Genomic DNA, 16548 nt, shown 5'->3' on the forward strand with positions numbered 1-16548 from the left:
GCCCCTCCCTGTTGATCCGGCTGTCAGGCCGCCGGATTTCTGTTGCGCATGAATTGTATGGTACTGTATGGTGGCTTCAAATGGATGTCAACGCATGACGGCGGCAAAAGAGATGAACCTTGAATCCCTCAAGATCGACACCGGCGAAACCGCGGCGGCGCAGGTCGAGCGCGACCTGCGGGAATCGATCATCCGCCTGGAGCTCGCCCCTGGCATGCGGCTTTCCGAACAGGAAATCGCAACCCGCATGGGCGTCTCGCGCCAGCCGGTGCGCGAGGCGCTGATCGCGCTCGGGAAATCGAAGCTGGTGGATATCCGCCCCAACCGGGGCACGGTCGTCGTGCGCATCTCGGCGCGGCAGATGATGGAGGCGCGCTTCGTGCGGGAAGCACTGGAGACCGCCGTCGCCCGCCGCGCCAGCGAGGCTTTCGACAGTTGGACGCGGCGCAGGATCGACACGATCCTTACCCGCCAGAAGGCGGCGATGGAGGCGCACGACCACAATGCCTTCCGCCGCGAGGACGAGCAGTTCCACATCGCGATTGCCGAGGGGGCGGGCTGCGGCCTCGCCTGGAGCGCCATATCGGACATCAAGGCGCATATGGACCGGGTCTGCAATCTCCAGCTCCGCCATCCCGATTCCATGACCCGGCTGATCGCCGAGCACGAGGCGATCATCGACGCCATCGACACGCGCAACGCCGACGCGGCGGAGGCCGCCATGCGCAGCCACCTCAACGGCATCCTGGCCGACCTGCCGCAGATCGAGGCCGACAATCCGGACCTGTTCGAATAGGGCGCTAGCTTTTGCGGGTGGCGCCCGTGGTTTCGCGCACCACCAGCGGCCCATCGACCTTGATGGTCATGGGACGCATCTGCTTGCCGTGGATCGCCATGTCGATGAGGATTTCGGCCGCCTTCTGGCCCATCTCGTAGTTCGGCAGCACCAGCGTCGAGAGCGGCGGGTGGGTGTAGCGGGCAAGTTCCTGGTCGTCGTAGCCCATGACGGAGACGTCGTGCGGCACGCGCAGCCCCTTTTCCTGCGCCGCCTCCATGACGCCGATGGCCATCAGGTCGTTGCCGCAGAAGATGGCCGTCGGGGGATTGTCCAGCGAAAGAAGCTCGAGGCCCGCCTCGTAGCCGCGCAGCGGCAGCCAGTCGCCGTCGCGCACGAGGCTCTCGTCGAAGGCGATGTCGGCGGTGGCGAGCGCCTGCTTGTAGCCCTTGAGGCGATCCATCGCCGCGTCCATCCAGGGTTCGCCATTGATGAAGCCGATGCGCTTGTGGCCAAGCGACGTCAGATGCGCCGTCGCGGCAAAGCCGCCCGCCACCTCGCCCGGCACGATCGCCACATGCTGGCGCGGCTCGCAGTAGCAGTTGAGAAGGACCGTCGGGATGGATTTCAGCGCCTTGGGCACAGAGACCTTGCGCGTGAAGATGGTCGCATAGATGACGCCGGCAATCGACGGGTCGCGCAGCACCGAGCGCAGCACTGCCGCTTCCAGATCCGGATTGGAGCGCGTGGCGTGGGCGGAGACGAGCAGCCCCTGTTCGAAGGCATGGTCGCGGATGCCGTCGAGGCTGACGACGGGATGAGGGCTGGTGGAGATTTCGTCGACGATGAAGGCTATGGTATCCTTCTCGACGGCGGGCGCGGCGGCGACAGGGCTGCGCGTCGCAGGTAATTTATAACCTATTTTATGAGCAGCCTCGCGCACTTTCTGCTGTGTCTCGGGCGAGATGCGCGAACCCGACATCTCATTGAGCACGAGCGAAACGCTGGACTGCGAAACGCCGGCAATGCGCGCGATATCCGTCATGGTCGGGCGTCCGCTGCCCTGCCTGTCCGAATTGCGCCCGTTTCCCCTTGCCATGCGTCGCTCCCCGCCCTCGACGTGCTTTGCACTGCACGCGGATTTTTTGCAAGTGCTCATAATTTTGGCTCTTGACTGCTCATATTATTAGCGCAAGATTTGCACATGTGAAGCAGGAATTTGCTCACGTCCGGTAGAGGAGCACCGGCCAGAACCTGGGAGGAGAAACCGCTCATGACATCCATGTCCCGTCGCACCTTCATGCTTGCGGCAACGGCCATCGGCGCGCTTGCCGTCGCCGGCGTCGCAATCGCCGAAGTGCCGAAGCTCGCACAGAAGGACACCTACAAGGTGGGCTTCGCGCAGACCGAATCCAACAATCCCTGGCGCATCGCCCAGACGAACAGCATGAAGGCCGAGGCCGAAAAGCTCGGCTACCAGCTCGTCTATACGGACGCCGCCGGCTCGGCCGCCAAGCAGGTCGCCGACGTCAACTCGATGATCGCCCAGGGCGTCGACGTCATCTTCCTCGCCCCGCGCGAGGAAAAGCCGCTGATCCCGGCCGTCATGGCCGCCAAGAAGGCCGGCATCCCGGTCATCCTGCTCGACCGCTCGGTCGACCCCTCGCTCGCCAAGGCCGGCGAGGACTACCTGACCTTCATCGGCTCGAACTTCGTCGAGGAAGGCAAGCGCATCGCCGAATGGCTCGCCAAGAACGCCAACGGCAAGTCGAAGATCATCGAGCTGGAAGGCACGACCGGCTCCTCGCCCGCCAACGACCGCAAGAAGGGCTTCGACGAGGCCATCCAGGCGGCCGGCGGCTTCGAGATCGTCGCCTCGCAGACCGGCGACTTCGCCCGCGACAAGGGCCGCCAGGTGGCAGAGGCGCTGCTTCAGGCGCATCCGGACGCCGACATCATCTACGCTCACAACGACGAGATGGCGATGGGCGCCATCGCGGCGCTGGAAGCGGCCGGCAAGGTGCCGGGCAAGGATGTGCTGGTGCTCTCCATCGATGGCGGCAAGGAAGCCGTGCAGGCGGTGGTCGACGGCAAGATCGCGGCCGTCGTCGAGTGCAACCCGCGCTTCGGGCCGAAGGCGTTCGAGACGATGCAGCGCTACGCCAAGGGCGAGGCCATCGACCCGATCCTCGTCAACGACGACAAGTTCTACGACGCGTCCAACGCGGCCGCGGAACTCGACGGCGCCTACTGATCGAAACTCCCAAGCCATGAGCGGCCGGGACGGCACCACCGTCTCGGCCGTTTTCGAGCGACCTTCGGCCGGTTCGGGTGTAGCTTCGTCATGGGTGGGATAGAGGAGGAACCGATGCTTCTGTCCATGCAGGGCATTTCCAAGGCGTTCGCCGGCGTCGCCGCGCTGAAATCCGCCTCGCTCGACGTCGAGCCGGCGGAGGTCATGGCGCTGGTCGGGCAGAACGGCGCGGGAAAATCCACGCTGATCAAGATTCTCACCGGCGTCTATCGCCGCGACGAAGGCAGCATCACCTTCGACGGCAGGGAGGTCGATTTCTCCATGCCCGCGGAGGCCCAGTCCGCCGGCATCGCGACGATCTACCAGGAAATCAACCTCGCCCCGCAGCGCTCGGTGGCGGAGAACATCTACCTCTCCCGCGAACCCAGGCGCTTCGGCCTGATCGACCACGCCGCCATGCGGCGCGGCGCGGAGGCGGTGCTGAAGACCTTCAATCTTTCCATCGACGTCGACCGTCCCGTCGCACATTTCGATGCCGCGACCCGGCAGATGGTGGCGATCGCCCGCGCGGTCACGCAGAACGCCCGCCTCGTCATCATGGACGAGCCGACCTCCTCGCTCGACGAGCGGGAGGTCGCGGTGCTCTTCGAGACGATCCGCACGCTGAAGCGCTCCGGCGTGGCCGTCATCTTCATCGGCCACCGGCTGGACGAGCTCTATGCGATCTGCGACCGCGTGACGATCATGCGGGACGGCCAGACGGTGGCGAAAAGCCCGATGGCCGACATGCCCAAGATGGCGCTGGTGCGCCACATGCTCGGCAAGGAACTCGCCGCCTTCCAGGCAATGGCGCCGGACGGGGACGTGCCCGACCGGCCCGTCCGCCTTTCCGTCGAGCATGCCGGCGCGGGCGTGCGCGTGCGCGACGTGAGCCTCGACGTGCGCGAGGGCGAGATCTCGGGCCTTGCGGGCCTGCTCGGCTCCGGCCGCACGGAGACCGCCCGCCTCGTCTTCGGCGCGGACAAGATAGAGCGCGGCACCATCCGCATGGACGGACGGGAGCGCGCCTATCGCGAGCCGGCGGATGCGATCGCCGACGGCATCGGCCTCGTTTCCGAGGACCGCAAGATCGACGGCATCGTGCCCGACATGAGCATCCGCGAGAACATGACGCTGGCGCTGCTGCCGAAGCTGAGGAAAGCCGGCATCGTCGACCGCGCGCGGCAGAACGAGATCGTCACCCGCTACATCCGGGCGCTTGGCGTCAAATGCGCCTCGCCCGACCAGCCGATCAAGGAACTCTCCGGCGGCAACCAGCAGAAGGTGCTGCTCGCCCGGTGGCTGGCCACCGATCCGCGCGTCCTCATCATCGACGAGCCGACCCGCGGGATCGATATCGGCGCGAAGTCGGAAATCCTCAAGCTCCTGCGCAGCCTCGCCGACGAGGGCCTCAGCGTGCTGATGATCTCCTCCGAGCTGGAAGAGCTTCTCGCCGCCGCCGACCGCGTCACCGTGCTCAGCGACGGCACATCGGTCGCGACCCTGCCGCGCAGGGAGCTGAGCGAGGCGGCGCTGCTTTCGGCCATGGCCCATCAGATGGACCCATCAGGTGAAATGACATGACGACGATCGAGACCCCCGCCCCGCAGCCGTCAGGCACGTTCTCTTCGGGCGGCCGGCTGTTTTCGCTGGCGAGCCGCTACGGCACCTTCGTCGCCTTCCTGGCGCTCATCGTCTTCAACATCGCGGTGACGCCGAACTTCCTGTCCTGGCAGACGCTGAACGTGAACCTCACGCAGGTCGCCACCATCGTCATCGTCGCCACCGGCATGACGCTGGTCATCGCCACCGGCGGCATCGACCTTTCGGTCGGCTCGCTGATGGCGATATCGGGGGCGCTGGCGCCGATGATCTTCATGGGCCAGTTCTGGCAGGTGGAGAACATGGCCTTCGCCGTGGCGCTCGCCTTCGTTATCCCGGTCGCAGTCGCGGGCCTGTTCGGCCTGTTCAACGGGCTGCTCGTGACGCGTTTCTCGATCCAGCCGATCATCGCGACGCTGGTGCTCTTCATCGCCGGCCGCGGCATTGCGCAGGTCATGACCAACGGCAATCTGCAGGTCTTCAGGAACGAAGGATTCCAGTTCATCGCCATGGGCCGCGTCGCCGGCATTCCGGCGCAGGTCGTGCTGATGATCGTCATCGTCGCGCTCGCCTCCGCCATGATCCGCTACACCGTCATCGGCCGCCAGGTCATCGCCGTCGGCGGCAACGAGAAGGCGGCGCGGCTGACGGGCATTCCGGTCAAGCGCGTCAAGCTGCTGGTCTACATGATAAGCGGCGCGCTGGCCGGGCTGGCCGGCCTCGTCGTGGTCGCGCGCAATTCGGCGAGCGACGCCAATCTCGTCGGCCTCGGCATGGAGCTCGACGCCATCGCGGCCGTCGCGGTCGGCGGCACGCTCCTGACGGGCGGGCGGGCCAACATCGTCGGCACCGTCATCGGCGCCTTCGTCATCCAGCTCGTGCGCTACACGCTGCTCGCCAATGGCGTGCCGGATGCCGCAGCCCTCATCGTCAAGGCGGGGCTCATCGTGCTCGCCGTCTTCATCCAGCAGCGCGCCGACAGGCATTGAGGAGACCCATCATGCACGCCCTCCTCCGCCCCTTCGCCATCAAGTCCTCGGGCGATCTCGCCCGCGCCGGCGTCATTCTCGCGCTCGCCGGCCTCATCCTGTTCGGCGCGCTGCGCTACGACAACTTCCTGTCATCGTTCAATATCCTCAGCTTCCTGCGCTATAATTCCATGTTCGCGCTGATCGCGCTCGGCATGGCCTTCGTCATCATCACCGGCGGCATCGATCTTTCGGTCGGCGGCACGGCGGCGATGGCAAGCGTGGTGGCGGCCCTCCTGTCGCCCTATCACTGGGCGGCCGGCCTCCTCGGCGGCATGGCGGCGGGCTTCGCCGTCGGCGCGCTGAATGGCTTCATCATCACGAAGATGCGCATCCAGCCCTTCATCGCCACGCTCGCGACCATGCTCGCGGCCTATGGCACAGGGCTGCTGCTCGCCGACAACCAGTCGGTCTCCGTCTCCTACGACAGCGGCTTCACCACCATCGGCCAGGACGACTTCCTGGGCTTTCCCATCCCCGCCTGGATCGGCATCGCCGCCTATGTCCTCGGCTGGCTGGTGCTGGAGAAGCTGCCGGTCGGCCGCCATATCCTCGCCATCGGCGACGGCGAGGCGACGGCCGGCCTGATGGGCCTCAAGGTCGAGCGCACGCTGGCCGCCGTCTATCTCGCCTCCGGCACGCTCGCCGGCCTTGCCGGCGTCATCCTCGCCGCGCAGTTCGGCGCGGGCCAGCCGACGGAGGGCGTGGGCTGGGAGCTCTTCGCCATCGCCTCCGTCGTGGTGGGCGGCACGCTGCTTACCGGCGGCTCGGGCTCCGTCGGCGCGACGCTCGCCGGCGCCCTGCTCCTTGCCATGGTCTTCAACATCCTCAACTTCGAAAACGGCCTCGGCTGGATCTCGCTTTCCGCCTACTGGCAATCCGTCATCCGCGGCGCGTTCCTGCTCGTCGTCGTCGTGCTGCAGGCAAAGCTGATGGCGCGGCACCGCAGCACTTGAGGGGTTCCAGCCGAGGGCCGGCGGTCAGAGCGGCATGTCAGGGTGAGGCGGGGCATCGTAGGCGCCCCATATGGACTGGTCGTAGTTGACGATGGCGCCGGTCATCAGGCCGGATTCGGCGCTGGCGAGGAACGCGACGGCGCGGGCGACCTCGTCGGGGTCGATGAGCCGGCCGTTCGGCTGCTCGGCCGCGGCCTTTGCCAGCCAGTCCTCGGCGTTGCCGTGCTGGGCGCGTTGCGTCTGGTCTTCGCCGTCGGAGGCCATCCATCCGATATTGAGGCTGTTCACGCGGATGCGGTTGCGCAGCAGGGCATAGGCCGTATTGCGCGTCAGCGTGTCGAGCGCGCCCTTGGAGGCGCAATAGGGCGCGATGAAGGGCTGCCCGCCCATCGACGACATCGAGGAGATGTTGACGATCGCGCCTTCGATATGCTCCCGGCGCATGATCCGGATCGCCTCCTGCATGAGGAAGAACGGCGCGCGCACGTTGACCGCGAACAGCAGGTCGAACAGCGCGGGATCGGTATCGAGTATCGTGCCGCGATTGGTGTTGCCGGCGGCATTGACCAGTATGTCGACACGGCCGAACGCGCGGTCGACCTCGGCGACGACGCGTCGGCAATCCTCGACCACGCTCAGGTCGGCCGGCACGAACCGCACGTCGGCCCCGGTGGCGGAGGCGATCTCCTTCGCCCTTGCCTGCCCTTTCCCGGCATTGCGGCCGCAGGTCACGAGACCCGCGACGCCGCGCTCCGCGAATGTGCGGGCGATGGCCACGCCCAGTCCCTGCGTGCCGCCGGTGACGACGGCGATCTTGCCCTTCAGCGATGTCATGTTCTTCTCCTTCAATCCCGGCTCAGGGGGCCGGCAAAACGTTCGATGACACGGTCGACCGACACGGCGAGGACCAGCAGGAAGCCGGTCACCACGAGCCTGATCTCGTTGCCGACGCCCATCAGGTTCAGGCCGTTCGACACCGTGCCGATGATCAGCGCGCCGAACACGGCCGCACTCACGCGGCCCTTGCCGCCAAAGAGGCTGACGCCGCCGATCACCGCCGCCGCGATCGATTCCAGCAGCAGCGAACCGCCGCCGATGCCCCCGCCCGACGACACGGAGACGCCGAGGATGCGGGAGGAGGCGAGCAGGCCGGCAAGGGCAGCGAGCGCGCCGGCAACCATGAAGGCGAAGAGCTTGACCGCCTGCGGCCGGATGCCGGAGCGGCGGGCCGCCTCAATATTGTCGCCGACGGCGTAGAGGTAGAGCCCGATCCGGGTCTCCTGCGTCAGGTAGCTCGCGACGACGAGGAGCGCCGTGAAGATGACGACCGGCACGGGAACGCCGTTGTGCAGGTCGAGAAGCGCCACCCCGACGATCCCGACGAAGAGAAGAGGCAGGAGCGGCAGCACGACGGCCGCGAAAAACGGCGCCGCCAGGCCCGCCGCCACCCGCTGGCGATAGGCGGTGAAACGGATCGTCAGCATGACCAGCACCAGCAGCGCCAGGGCGATCCATGCGGGAGGCCCCTTGAGCGAGGTGCCGGCGACGTTCTCGATGCCCGTGCCGAGCAGGTTATAGCGGCCGGTCTCGGGCAGGAGCGCAAGCTGCACGCCGTTGAGCACGAGGCCCACGCCGAGCGTCACGACGAAGGAAGGCACGCGCATCCAGGTGATCCAGCGGGCCGACAGGCCGCCGATCCCCGCCCCGGCGAGGAACGCGATCGCAATGGCCACGGACGGCGGGAAGCCGAAATCCATGATGAGCTTTGCCAGGAGCACGCTCGTGACGCCGCTGATCGCCGCGACGGACAGGTCGATCTCCCCGACCAGCAGGACGAAGATGAGCCCGAGCGCCATGATCCCGGTGACGACGCTTTGCGAGAGCAGGTTCGTCAGGTTCCGGCTCGTCAGGAAGACATCGCTCTCAAGGGAGAAGAAGACGATCAGCAGGATGAGGCCGATCGCGACAGGCAGGGTGCGCATATCGACGAGACCCTCGCTGACATTGCGAAGGCTGGTCCAGAGCGACTTTTCGCGGCCATTCTCGCCGGTTGATGTAATAGACATTGTCCTGTCCCCAGCCTCACTCGTTATCGAGCCGCATTGACGGCCTCGTTTCCACCCACCATGGCGTTGACGATCTGCTCGCCGCTCACCTCGCCGACCCGGTAGGAGCCGGCGTTCCTGCCGAGGCGCAAGACCTCGATGCGGTCCGTGACCGTGACGACGAAATTGTGGATGTCGTGCGAAATGACGAGCACGCCGAGGCCCTGGTCGGCGAGGCCGCGGATCAGCTCGCCGACCTTTTCCGCCGCCGAATGGCTGAGCGCCGCCGTCGGCTCGTCGAGGAGGACGACCTTGGGATTCCAGAGGATCGAGCGGGCGATGGCGATATTCTGCCGCTGGCCGCCGGACATGGCGCCCACGGGCCGCGTGATGGAGATGTGGTCGAGCCTGAGGCGGCGCAGAACCTCGCGGGCCCGCACGTCGCATTCGGCACGCCGGATTCTCTGCCCCAGAAGCATCGGCCCTACCGGCTCCCGCCCCAGGAACAGGTTCTGGACGGCATCGAGATTGTTGCAGAGCGCAAGGTCCTGGTAGACCGTCTGGATGCCGAGCTCCGTGGCGTCGGACGGGGAGCGGATCGCGACCCTCTCCCCTTCGAAGAAATAGTCGCCCTCATCCGGCCTTATGGCGCCGGACATGATCTTGACCAGCGTGGACTTCCCCGCGCCGTTGTCGCCGACGAGGGCGACGACCTCGCCCGGCGCGATATCCAGCGAGACATTCTCGAGCGCCTTGACGCCGCCATAGGATTTCGAGATGCCGCGAAGGCTGAGGATGCTGTCCCGGCCGCCCGCCGGACCCGTCTTGTTCGTCTGCATGCGATTTCCTCCCGGAAAGGATGGACCGGCCGGAAGCAGGCTCCCGGCCGGGACGATCATTCCTTGCCCGCGCAGTCGCCCTTGCCGCCGGAGCCCTCGCAGACCTGCTTCCAGCTCCAGACCCCCGCATCGACGACCTTGGCGACATCCGACGGCGTGATGATCTCCACCGGCAGCGAGGCGCCGGGGATGACATTGCCGCCGTTGTCAAAAGTCGTGTTCATCAGGTCCTTCGGAAGCGGCTCGCCCTTGAGGAGCGCGACGGAGATATCCGCCGCGGCGCGCGCCTGGATGCGCAGGTCCTTGAAGACCGTGTCGTCCTGCCAGCCCTGCACGATGAACTGGAGCGCCTGGACATCGGCATCCTGGCCGCCGGCGACGAGCTTCTCGCCCGGCTTGAAGCCCTGGGAGATGAGCGCGGCCACCGCGCCGCCCGTGGTGCCGTCGTTCATGCCGAGGAACATGTCCACGTCGCCGCCCGTGCGCGTCAGGCAATCCTCGGAGAAGGACTGCGCGATCGTCTGGTCCCAGTTCGGCGTGTACTGCTCGCAGACGATCTTCACCTTGCCGGCATCGATGAGCGGCTGGAGATGTTCGTTCTGGCCCTTCTCGTATTCGCCGGTTCCCCATTCGCCCTGCGCGCCCTTGACGCGGGCGATGTTGACGACGTCCTTGCCGAGGCCCGCGATCAGCTCCGCCGCCCGCTTGCCCTGCGCCTGGCCGACGGCAAGCGCATCGAAGACGACGGATGCCGCAGCCGGGCCGCCCTTGGCGTCATGCTCGTAGAGCACGACCGGCACCTTGGCATCGGCGGCGGCCTTGAGGCTGCCGGCGGCAAGGTTGGCGTCGGTGGAGATGAGCACGATCAGGTCGGCACCCTGAACGATGGCGTCCTCGACTTCCTTCTGCTGGCGCGCCGGATCGCCCTGGCCGTTCGCGACGGTCACGGTCGCGTTCGGCATCTTCTCCTTCATCGCCTCGACGAAGAACGGCGCGTCGCGCTGCTCGAAGCGGATGGTCGTGGTGTTGGGCAGCATGAAGAAGACCTTCGGCGCCTCGCTCGTCGCCCCTGCGGGCAGCGCGGACACCGTTGCCATTGCGCTGGCAAGAAGCAGATTCCTGACTACGGATTTCATGTGTTCCTCCCGTTTGAAAAATGGCGCGCCACCCCCGGAAACCTCCCTCCCGGCAGCGGGGCGCCGTCGTTACGATGTCGCCTTGACGCCGTAATCCACTTTCACCGCCACGCCGGAGCGGGCGGATTGAATTGCCGCCTCGGCAAGGATCAGCGCGCGCCGCCCATCCTCGAAGGAGACCGGCGAGGGACCGCCCTTTTCGAGGAAATCGACGAAGGCGTCGATCTCGCGGACATAGGCGTCCCGGTAGCGCTCGATGAAGAAATGCAGCAGGGGATCGCGGACGGCGGTGCCGCCAGGCCCGTAGCGCACGAGCGCCGTCGGACGCGGGTTGTCCGAGCGGACCATGCCCTTCGATCCGAAGGCCTCGACCCGCTGGTCGTAGCCGTAGGTCGCGCGGCGCGAATTGTTGATGTGGCAAAGCTTGCCGCTGGCGGTCCTGAGCACGACCATGGCGGTATCGACGTCCCCGACTTCCCCGATCATCGGATCGACGAGGTTCGATGCCGTCGCATAGACCTCCACGGGTTCTTCACCGAGGATGAACCGCGCCATGTCCAGGTCGTGGATGGTCGTGTCCCGGAACAGGCCGCCGCAGGCTTCGAGGATCGGGCGCGGCGGCGGCTCGGGATCGCGGCTGGTGATGACGAGCATTTCCAGTTCGCCGATCTCGCCCGCGCGTACCGCCGTTTCGACGGCGGCGTGGCTCGGATCGAAGCGGCGGTTGAAGCCGATCTGTATCGGGACGGAATAGGGCTGGAGCTGGCGCGCGCATTCCTCGACCCTGGCAAGCTCGGCGTCGATCGGCTTCTCGCAGAACACGGCCTTGCCGGCGCGGGCGGCACGGACGATGAGGTCCGCATGGGTATTCGTCGGCGAGGCGATCAGCACGGCCTCCACCGCGTCGTCGGCCAATGCCTCGTCGACATCGGCCGTCCACCGTGCGCCGCAAAGGGCCGCGGCGCGCTCGGCGAGCTCCGGCACGGCATCATAGGTCCAGACCACCCTCGAATGCCGCGAGCGGGCGATGATCTCGGCATGCATGGCGCCGATGCGCCCGGTGCCGAGAACTGCAAAACCAGCCATCCACCAACCTCCCTTTGCCAGATGCGAGGGAAAGTAGAGAGCAGGCCCCGGGGCCGAACAACGTTCAATATGTTCAAAATGGATATGGCCGGACGGCCGTCGCTGCCGGTCGCCCGGCCGCGCCCGCATATCCAAAGTGGATATATTCCGCATTGGCGGGGCTCCCGCCCCACCCGATGATTTCGGCACCGCGACGGTCCAGAGGAGGACCCCGCGCGCAATCCTCGGAGGAACCAATGATCAAACGTACAGCGCTCGCTGCCGCGCTCACCCTGACAGCTTTCATCGCCGGCACCGGAGCGGCCGCGGCCCAGGCGGCGCCCGACTGGCTGGGCGGCGAGCTGAAGAAGCCGCTTGCCGATACCCGCATCGGCATTACGGTGCTTTACCCCGGCTCGAACTCCTACCAGGCGAAATATGCCGAAGCCGCCGTCTCCTATGCCAAGGAGATCGGCATCGACGCGACCGTCATGGACCCGCAGGGCGATCCGGCCACGCAGTTCAACCAGCTCCAGGACATGATCGCCCAGAAGATGGACGTCATCGTGCTGTGGCCGACCTCGCAGAATGCCCTCATCCCCGCCGTGCGCCAGGCCTCGCGCGCCAACATTCCGGTCGTCACCTCGAACAGCCCGATCGGCGAGGCCGGCCGGCAATACGTGACCGCCCATACCGGGCCGGACGATTGCAAGCTCGCCTCGCAGGCCGCCGAGATGCTCGGCGACTCGCTCGGCGGCAAGGGCAATGTCGTGGTCATCGAGGGTACGCCGGGCTATTCCGTCTCGATCCTGCGCGGCAATTGCTTCCTCGATGCGATGGAGGACAAGTATCCCGACATCAAGATCCTGGCGAGCCAGCCGGCCGACTGGAACCGCGAGAAGGCCCAGACCGTGATGGAAACCTTCCTCACGCAATATGGCGAGAAGATCAACGGCGTCTATGCCTTCGACGACGGCATGGGCCTCGGCGTCATCTCGGCCCTCCAGGCCGCCGGCAAGAAGCCGGGCGAGGTCAAGCTCGTCACCTGCAACCAGTTCGGCGAAGGCTGGGATGCCATCAAGGCGGGCTGGGAGACGGGATCGGGCAAGCAGTCGCCCATCGACGACGCGGTGCTCGCCATTCAAACGGCCGTGAAGGTCGCCAACGGCATCGCGGTGCCGCCGGTGCAGGAGATCGCCATCGACAAGATCACGGCCGACACCATCGACAACTTCGAACGCCCGAGTTGGTAAGAAGAACTATCTTCGCAGTTTCCATGCCCCGCGGTTCACGCCGCGGGGTTTTCGTTTGCCTTGCAGGCCCGGAAGCAAAGACCCTCCGCAGCGGTGCTGCGGAGGGTCTCGGGCTGCGATTGAAGAGAAGGAACCCGTTCAGGCCGCGTGATGCGCGACGGCCCGAATCAGGTTTTCCTCGGTCATCGCCGCGCCGGAGAACTCGCCGGTCAGGCGGCCGTCGGCCATGGTGAGAATGCGGTGGCTGACGCCGAGCACTTCGGGCATCTCGGAGGAGATGACGATGACGGCCAGCCCCTCCTCCGCCAGCTTCGCGATCAGGGCATGGATCGCCGCCTTGGAGCCGACGTCGATGCCGCGCGTCGGCTCGTCCAGGATCAGCAGCTTCGGCTTGCGGCAGAGCCATTTGGCGAGCACGAACTTCTGCTGGTTGCCGCCGGAAAGCGTGCGCAGGGCCGTGGCCGGCCCGGTCGTCTTGATCTGCAGCAGGTCGCGGTAGGTCAGATACACCGCCTGCTCGCGCGAACGGCGCATGATGCCGAAGCGCGAAAAGGCTTTCAGGCTCGGCAGGACGATGTTGTCCCGCCCGCCGAGACCGAGCACCAGCCCCTGCTCCTTGCGATTTTCCGGCGCAAGGCAGAGGCCCATGTCGATCGCCTGCCGGGGCGAGGGAAAGGCCGTCTCCCGCCCCTGCCACCAGAGCTTTCCGCGGTCGGGCCGGCGGATGCCGAAAAGGCTCTCGACCACCTCGGAACGCCCCGCGCCGATCAGCCCGTAGAGCCCCAGCACCTCACCCTGCCGGACGGAGAAGGAGACGTCGTGGTAGTCGCCCCGGCGGCCGAGGCTCTCGACGCGCAGCACCTCCTCACCGAACCGCTCCTCGGCCCGGCTGAAGAAGGCGTCCAGCTTGCGGCCGATCATCATCTGCGTGACGCGGTCCGCATCGGTTTCGCCGGTGGTGAGCGTGCCCTGCACGATACCGTCGCGCAGCACGGTGATGCGATCCGTGATGGTGAAGATCTCGTCCATCTTGTGGGAGATGTAGATGATGCCGACGCCGCGCGCCTTGAGATCGCGGATCGTCGCGAAGAGCTGGTCGCGCTCGGCGTCGGTCAGCGAGGCGGTCGGTTCGTCGAGGATGACCACATTGGCCTTGAAGGCGTGGATGCGCGCGATCTCGACCATCTGCTTGCGCGCGATGGAGAGGCCCCCGACGCGGGTCCGTGGGCCGACATCGCAGCCGAGCGCCTTCAGCGCCTCCCCCGCCCGCCTGTTCAGCTCCGACTTGCGCAGGAGCCCGATGCCGTTCGTCGGCCATGCGCCGAGATAGATGTTCTCCGCCGCCGAAAGTTCTGGCGACAAGGAAAGCTCCTGGTGGATAAGGAGAATGCCCCGCTCGCGCGCCTCAAGCGGACTGCGTAGCGCTATCGCCTCGCCCCGGTGCAGGATCTCGCCCTCGTCGGCCGGCTGCAGGCCGGCGAGGATCTTCATCAGCGTCGATTTGCCGGCGCCGTTCTCGCCCATCAGGGCATGGACCTCGCCGGGCCGGAGATCGAAATCGACACCGGTCAGCGCCTGCACGCCGGGAAAGCGCTTGGAGACACCGCGGATCGTCAGTAGGTCGGTCATGCTGTCCTCTCTCGTTCGCGCAGCAAGGTCATCAGTCGGTCGATGCCGAGCGCGATCATCAGGATCACACCCATGACGATCAGCTCCACATGGTTGGGCGTGTTGAGAAGCCGCAGGCCATTCTGGAGCACGGCAAGGACGAGTACGCCGCCAAGCGTCTTCCACAGGCTGCCGACGCCGCCTTGCAGCCGCGTGCCGCCCAGCACGACGGCGATGATGGTCCACAATTCCCAGATACGGCCGGCCTGCGGCTCGGCCGTGCCGAGGCGGATCGACAGGAGAATGCCGCAGAGCGCCGCCAGGAAGCCCGAAATGGTGAAGTTGATGATCTTGTGGCGGCCGACCCTGACGCCAGCGTCTCGCGCGGCTTCGGGGTTATCCCCCACCGCATAGGCCTCGCGCCCGTGGCGGCTGGCCGACAGCAGCCACTGGAAGAAGGCGAGCATGCCGAGGAAGATGATCGCCGTCAGCGAGACCGGGCCGACATAGACCTCCAGAAGGTCCGCATAGGTGAAATCCTCGACCAGCAGCGCATTGCCCTTGGTGTAGACGAAGACGAGCCCGCGAATGCCGATCAGCGCGCCGAGCGTGACGACGAAGGAATGCATGCCGGAGGCGACGACGACCGCGCCGTTGATAAAGCCGAGCGCCGTGCCGGCGAGAAGGCCCGCCGCGATGGCCGCGCTCGTCGGCCAGCCGCTGTTCTGCAGCCCGATCGCCAGGGCGGCGGAAAGGGCGAGCGTGGCACCGACCGAAAGGTCGATCTCGCCGTTCAGGATCACCAGCGTCATGCCGATGGCCAAGAGGCCGATGAATGCAGATTGCGTCAGCACGTTGCCGATGTTGAACGCCGTCAGGAAATGCGGCGACAGGAAAGCGAAGAAGACGCAGACCAGCGCGAGCAGCATCCAGACATAGTGATCGGCGGCGAGCCGCCGGACGGTGGTGCCGTTCATGCCAGCATCCTCCCCCGCTTGGCGGCAAGGTCGATCCAGACCGCCGCGATGATGACGCCCCAAGTGACGAGCCACTGCGCATAGAAGGGAAAGCCCATCAGGATGAGCCCGTTCTGGATGAAGCCGAGCATCAGCACGCCCCAGAGCGTGCGCCAGATACTGCCCGCCCCGCCCATCAGCGAGGTGCCGCCGAGGATGATGCCGGCAAGCACGTTCAGCTCGTAGCCCTGGCCGATGGTGCTTTGCGCGCCCATGACGCGGCTGCCCATGACGATGGCGCCGAGCGCCGTGGAAAAGCCGCTCAGCAGATAGGCGACGAACACGGTGCGCGCGGGCGAGATGCCGGAAAAGAGCGCCGCCGTCTCGTTTCCGCCGACGGCGAAGACCGCCCGGCCGAACGCGGTGCGCCGGAGGAGAAATGCGGCGAGCGCCGCCCCGGCCAGCATGAGCAGGACGGGAACCGGAATGCCGAGCCAGGTCCCGCGCCCGAAGACCGCGAACCATCCCGGGCTTGAAACGCTCACGTTCGAGCCGCCGGAATACCAGAGCGCGAGGCCCTGCAGCACCGACAGCATGGCGAGCGTGACGATGAGCGCGTTGAACCGCAGGAAACCGACGAGAAGGCCGTTCCAGGCGCCGATGGCAAGGCCGGCGAGCAGCGTCAGCGCGATCGCGCCCGCCGGACCCGCGTGGTTGTGCTGGTCGACGACGATGATCGTCAGGAGCGTCAGGCCCGAACCGACGGAAAGATCCAGCCGGCCCGCGATGACGACGAAGGTCACGCCGAGCGCTATCGTGCCCGTGATCGAGACCTGGCGCAGCACGTCCAGAAGGTTGCCCGGGCTCAGGAAGGCCGGCGCGTTGATCGCCACGATTGCCATGAACAGCACGAAGCCGAGCCATAGCCCGCCCTGGCGCAGGCCTGCGGCCGCGCCCGATTTCCAGCTCATTTCATTCCTCCCTATGTCGCC

15 protein-coding genes are annotated in these 16548 nt (G+C 66.5%); 6 read left to right on the forward strand and 9 right to left on the reverse strand.

Going from position 1 to position 16548, the window contains the following annotated elements; all coding sequences use genetic code 11:
- The first annotated feature begins 94 nt into the window (after positions 1–94).
- Positions 95–796 (forward strand): GntR family transcriptional regulator, encoded by a 702-nt coding sequence (locus ACZ1A1_RS10260; RefSeq protein ID WP_463619834.1) that lies wholly within the window; start codon positions 95–97, stop codon positions 794–796.
- Positions 797–800: 4 nt separating this feature from the next.
- On the opposite strand, the gene ACZ1A1_RS10265 is transcribed toward ACZ1A1_RS10260, so the two are convergent.
- Positions 801–1874 (reverse strand): LacI family DNA-binding transcriptional regulator, encoded by a 1074-nt coding sequence (locus ACZ1A1_RS10265; protein ID WP_463619835.1) that lies wholly within the window; start codon positions 1872–1874, stop codon positions 801–803.
- 174 nt (positions 1875–2048) lie between these two features.
- On the opposite strand from ACZ1A1_RS10265, the gene ACZ1A1_RS10270 reads away from it, so the two are divergent.
- From ACZ1A1_RS10270 to ACZ1A1_RS10285, 4 genes are all read left to right on the forward strand, one after another.
- The gene (locus ACZ1A1_RS10270; RefSeq protein ID WP_313196410.1) at positions 2049–3029 is read left to right on the forward strand and encodes an ABC transporter substrate-binding protein; all 981 of its coding nucleotides are present in this window, start codon (positions 2049–2051) and stop codon (positions 3027–3029) included.
- A 114-nt stretch (positions 3030–3143) separates the two neighbouring features.
- On the forward strand, positions 3144–4652 hold the full coding sequence (locus ACZ1A1_RS10275; RefSeq protein ID WP_463619836.1) for a sugar ABC transporter ATP-binding protein: 1509 nt from the start codon (positions 3144–3146) through the stop codon (positions 4650–4652).
- A complete protein-coding gene (locus ACZ1A1_RS10280; RefSeq protein ID WP_463619837.1) occupies positions 4649–5659 on the forward strand; it encodes an ABC transporter permease in 1011 nt (336 codons plus the stop codon). The genes ACZ1A1_RS10275 and ACZ1A1_RS10280 overlap by 4 nt, the downstream gene beginning before the upstream one ends.
- Before the next feature lie 11 nt (positions 5660–5670).
- Positions 5671–6654, forward strand: a complete 984-nt coding sequence (locus tag ACZ1A1_RS10285; RefSeq protein WP_454633596.1) for an ABC transporter permease — start codon at positions 5671–5673, stop codon at positions 6652–6654.
- Between the two features lie 24 nt (positions 6655–6678).
- Here the strand turns inward: ACZ1A1_RS10285 and ACZ1A1_RS10290 are convergent, their stop codons facing one another.
- The 5 genes from ACZ1A1_RS10290 to iolG form a co-directional block, all read right to left on the reverse strand.
- Complete coding sequence (locus ACZ1A1_RS10290; protein WP_463619838.1) at positions 6679–7488, reverse strand: SDR family oxidoreductase; 810 nt, start codon at positions 7486–7488, stop codon at positions 6679–6681.
- Positions 7489–7499: 11 nt separating this feature from the next.
- The gene (locus ACZ1A1_RS10295; protein WP_463619839.1) at positions 7500–8720 is read right to left on the reverse strand and encodes a sugar ABC transporter permease; all 1221 of its coding nucleotides are present in this window, start codon (positions 8718–8720) and stop codon (positions 7500–7502) included.
- 23 nt (positions 8721–8743) lie between these two features.
- Positions 8744–9538 (reverse strand): ATP-binding cassette domain-containing protein, encoded by a 795-nt coding sequence (locus ACZ1A1_RS10300; protein WP_463619840.1) that lies wholly within the window; start codon positions 9536–9538, stop codon positions 8744–8746.
- Positions 9539–9594: 56 nt separating this feature from the next.
- A complete protein-coding gene (locus ACZ1A1_RS10305; protein ID WP_463619841.1) occupies positions 9595–10674 on the reverse strand; it encodes an ABC transporter substrate-binding protein in 1080 nt (359 codons plus the stop codon).
- Between the two features lie 69 nt (positions 10675–10743).
- Positions 10744–11760 (reverse strand): inositol 2-dehydrogenase, encoded by a 1017-nt coding sequence (iolG, locus tag ACZ1A1_RS10310; protein WP_463619842.1) that lies wholly within the window; start codon positions 11758–11760, stop codon positions 10744–10746.
- 236 nt (positions 11761–11996) lie between these two features.
- On the opposite strand from iolG, the gene ACZ1A1_RS10315 reads away from it, so the two are divergent.
- Positions 11997–12992 carry a sugar ABC transporter substrate-binding protein gene (locus ACZ1A1_RS10315; RefSeq protein WP_463619843.1) on the forward strand — a complete coding sequence of 332 codons (996 nt, stop codon included), beginning with the start codon at positions 11997–11999 and terminating at the stop codon, positions 12990–12992.
- 138 nt (positions 12993–13130) lie between these two features.
- Here the strand turns inward: ACZ1A1_RS10315 and ACZ1A1_RS10320 are convergent, their stop codons facing one another.
- From ACZ1A1_RS10320 to ACZ1A1_RS10330, 3 genes are read right to left on the reverse strand one after another with little or no spacing between them, the layout of a single operon-like run.
- Positions 13131–14621 (reverse strand): sugar ABC transporter ATP-binding protein, encoded by a 1491-nt coding sequence (locus ACZ1A1_RS10320; RefSeq protein WP_463619844.1) that lies wholly within the window; start codon positions 14619–14621, stop codon positions 13131–13133.
- Positions 14618–15577 (reverse strand): ABC transporter permease, encoded by a 960-nt coding sequence (locus ACZ1A1_RS10325; RefSeq protein WP_415212230.1) that lies wholly within the window; start codon positions 15575–15577, stop codon positions 14618–14620. Before ACZ1A1_RS10325 ends, ACZ1A1_RS10320 begins: the two co-directional genes overlap by 4 nt.
- Complete coding sequence (locus tag ACZ1A1_RS10330) at positions 15574–16527, reverse strand: ABC transporter permease (protein WP_463619845.1); 954 nt, start codon at positions 16525–16527, stop codon at positions 15574–15576. The genes ACZ1A1_RS10325 and ACZ1A1_RS10330 overlap by 4 nt, the downstream gene beginning before the upstream one ends.
- Positions 16528–16548 lie beyond the last annotated feature (21 nt).

Source organism: Shinella sp. R2-11, from assembly GCF_055330205.1.

Bases quoted from the DNA above. Each gene is read 5' to 3' on its own strand.
- ACZ1A1_RS10260 (WP_463619834.1), top strand. From the start codon at position 95: ATGACGGCGGCAAAAGAGATGAACCTTGAATCCCTCAAGATCGACACC.
- ACZ1A1_RS10265 (WP_463619835.1), bottom strand. From the start codon at position 1,874: ATGGCAAGGGGAAACGGGCGCAATTCGGACAGGCAGGGCAGCGGACGC.
- ACZ1A1_RS10270 (WP_313196410.1), top strand. From the start codon at position 2,049: ATGACATCCATGTCCCGTCGCACCTTCATGCTTGCGGCAACGGCCATC.
- ACZ1A1_RS10275 (WP_463619836.1), top strand. From the start codon at position 3,144: ATGCTTCTGTCCATGCAGGGCATTTCCAAGGCGTTCGCCGGCGTCGCC.
- ACZ1A1_RS10280 (WP_463619837.1), top strand. From the start codon at position 4,649: ATGACGACGATCGAGACCCCCGCCCCGCAGCCGTCAGGCACGTTCTCT.
- ACZ1A1_RS10285 (WP_454633596.1), top strand. From the start codon at position 5,671: ATGCACGCCCTCCTCCGCCCCTTCGCCATCAAGTCCTCGGGCGATCTC.
- ACZ1A1_RS10290 (WP_463619838.1), bottom strand. From the start codon at position 7,488: ATGACATCGCTGAAGGGCAAGATCGCCGTCGTCACCGGCGGCACGCAG.
- ACZ1A1_RS10295 (WP_463619839.1), bottom strand. From the start codon at position 8,720: ATGTCTATTACATCAACCGGCGAGAATGGCCGCGAAAAGTCGCTCTGG.
- ACZ1A1_RS10300 (WP_463619840.1), bottom strand. From the start codon at position 9,538: ATGCAGACGAACAAGACGGGTCCGGCGGGCGGCCGGGACAGCATCCTC.
- ACZ1A1_RS10305 (WP_463619841.1), bottom strand. From the start codon at position 10,674: ATGAAATCCGTAGTCAGGAATCTGCTTCTTGCCAGCGCAATGGCAACG.
- iolG (WP_463619842.1), bottom strand. From the start codon at position 11,760: ATGGCTGGTTTTGCAGTTCTCGGCACCGGGCGCATCGGCGCCATGCAT.
- ACZ1A1_RS10315 (WP_463619843.1), top strand. From the start codon at position 11,997: ATGATCAAACGTACAGCGCTCGCTGCCGCGCTCACCCTGACAGCTTTC.
- ACZ1A1_RS10320 (WP_463619844.1), bottom strand. From the start codon at position 14,621: ATGACCGACCTACTGACGATCCGCGGTGTCTCCAAGCGCTTTCCCGGC.
- ACZ1A1_RS10325 (WP_415212230.1), bottom strand. From the start codon at position 15,577: ATGAACGGCACCACCGTCCGGCGGCTCGCCGCCGATCACTATGTCTGG.
- ACZ1A1_RS10330 (WP_463619845.1), bottom strand. From the start codon at position 16,527: ATGAGCTGGAAATCGGGCGCGGCCGCAGGCCTGCGCCAGGGCGGGCTA.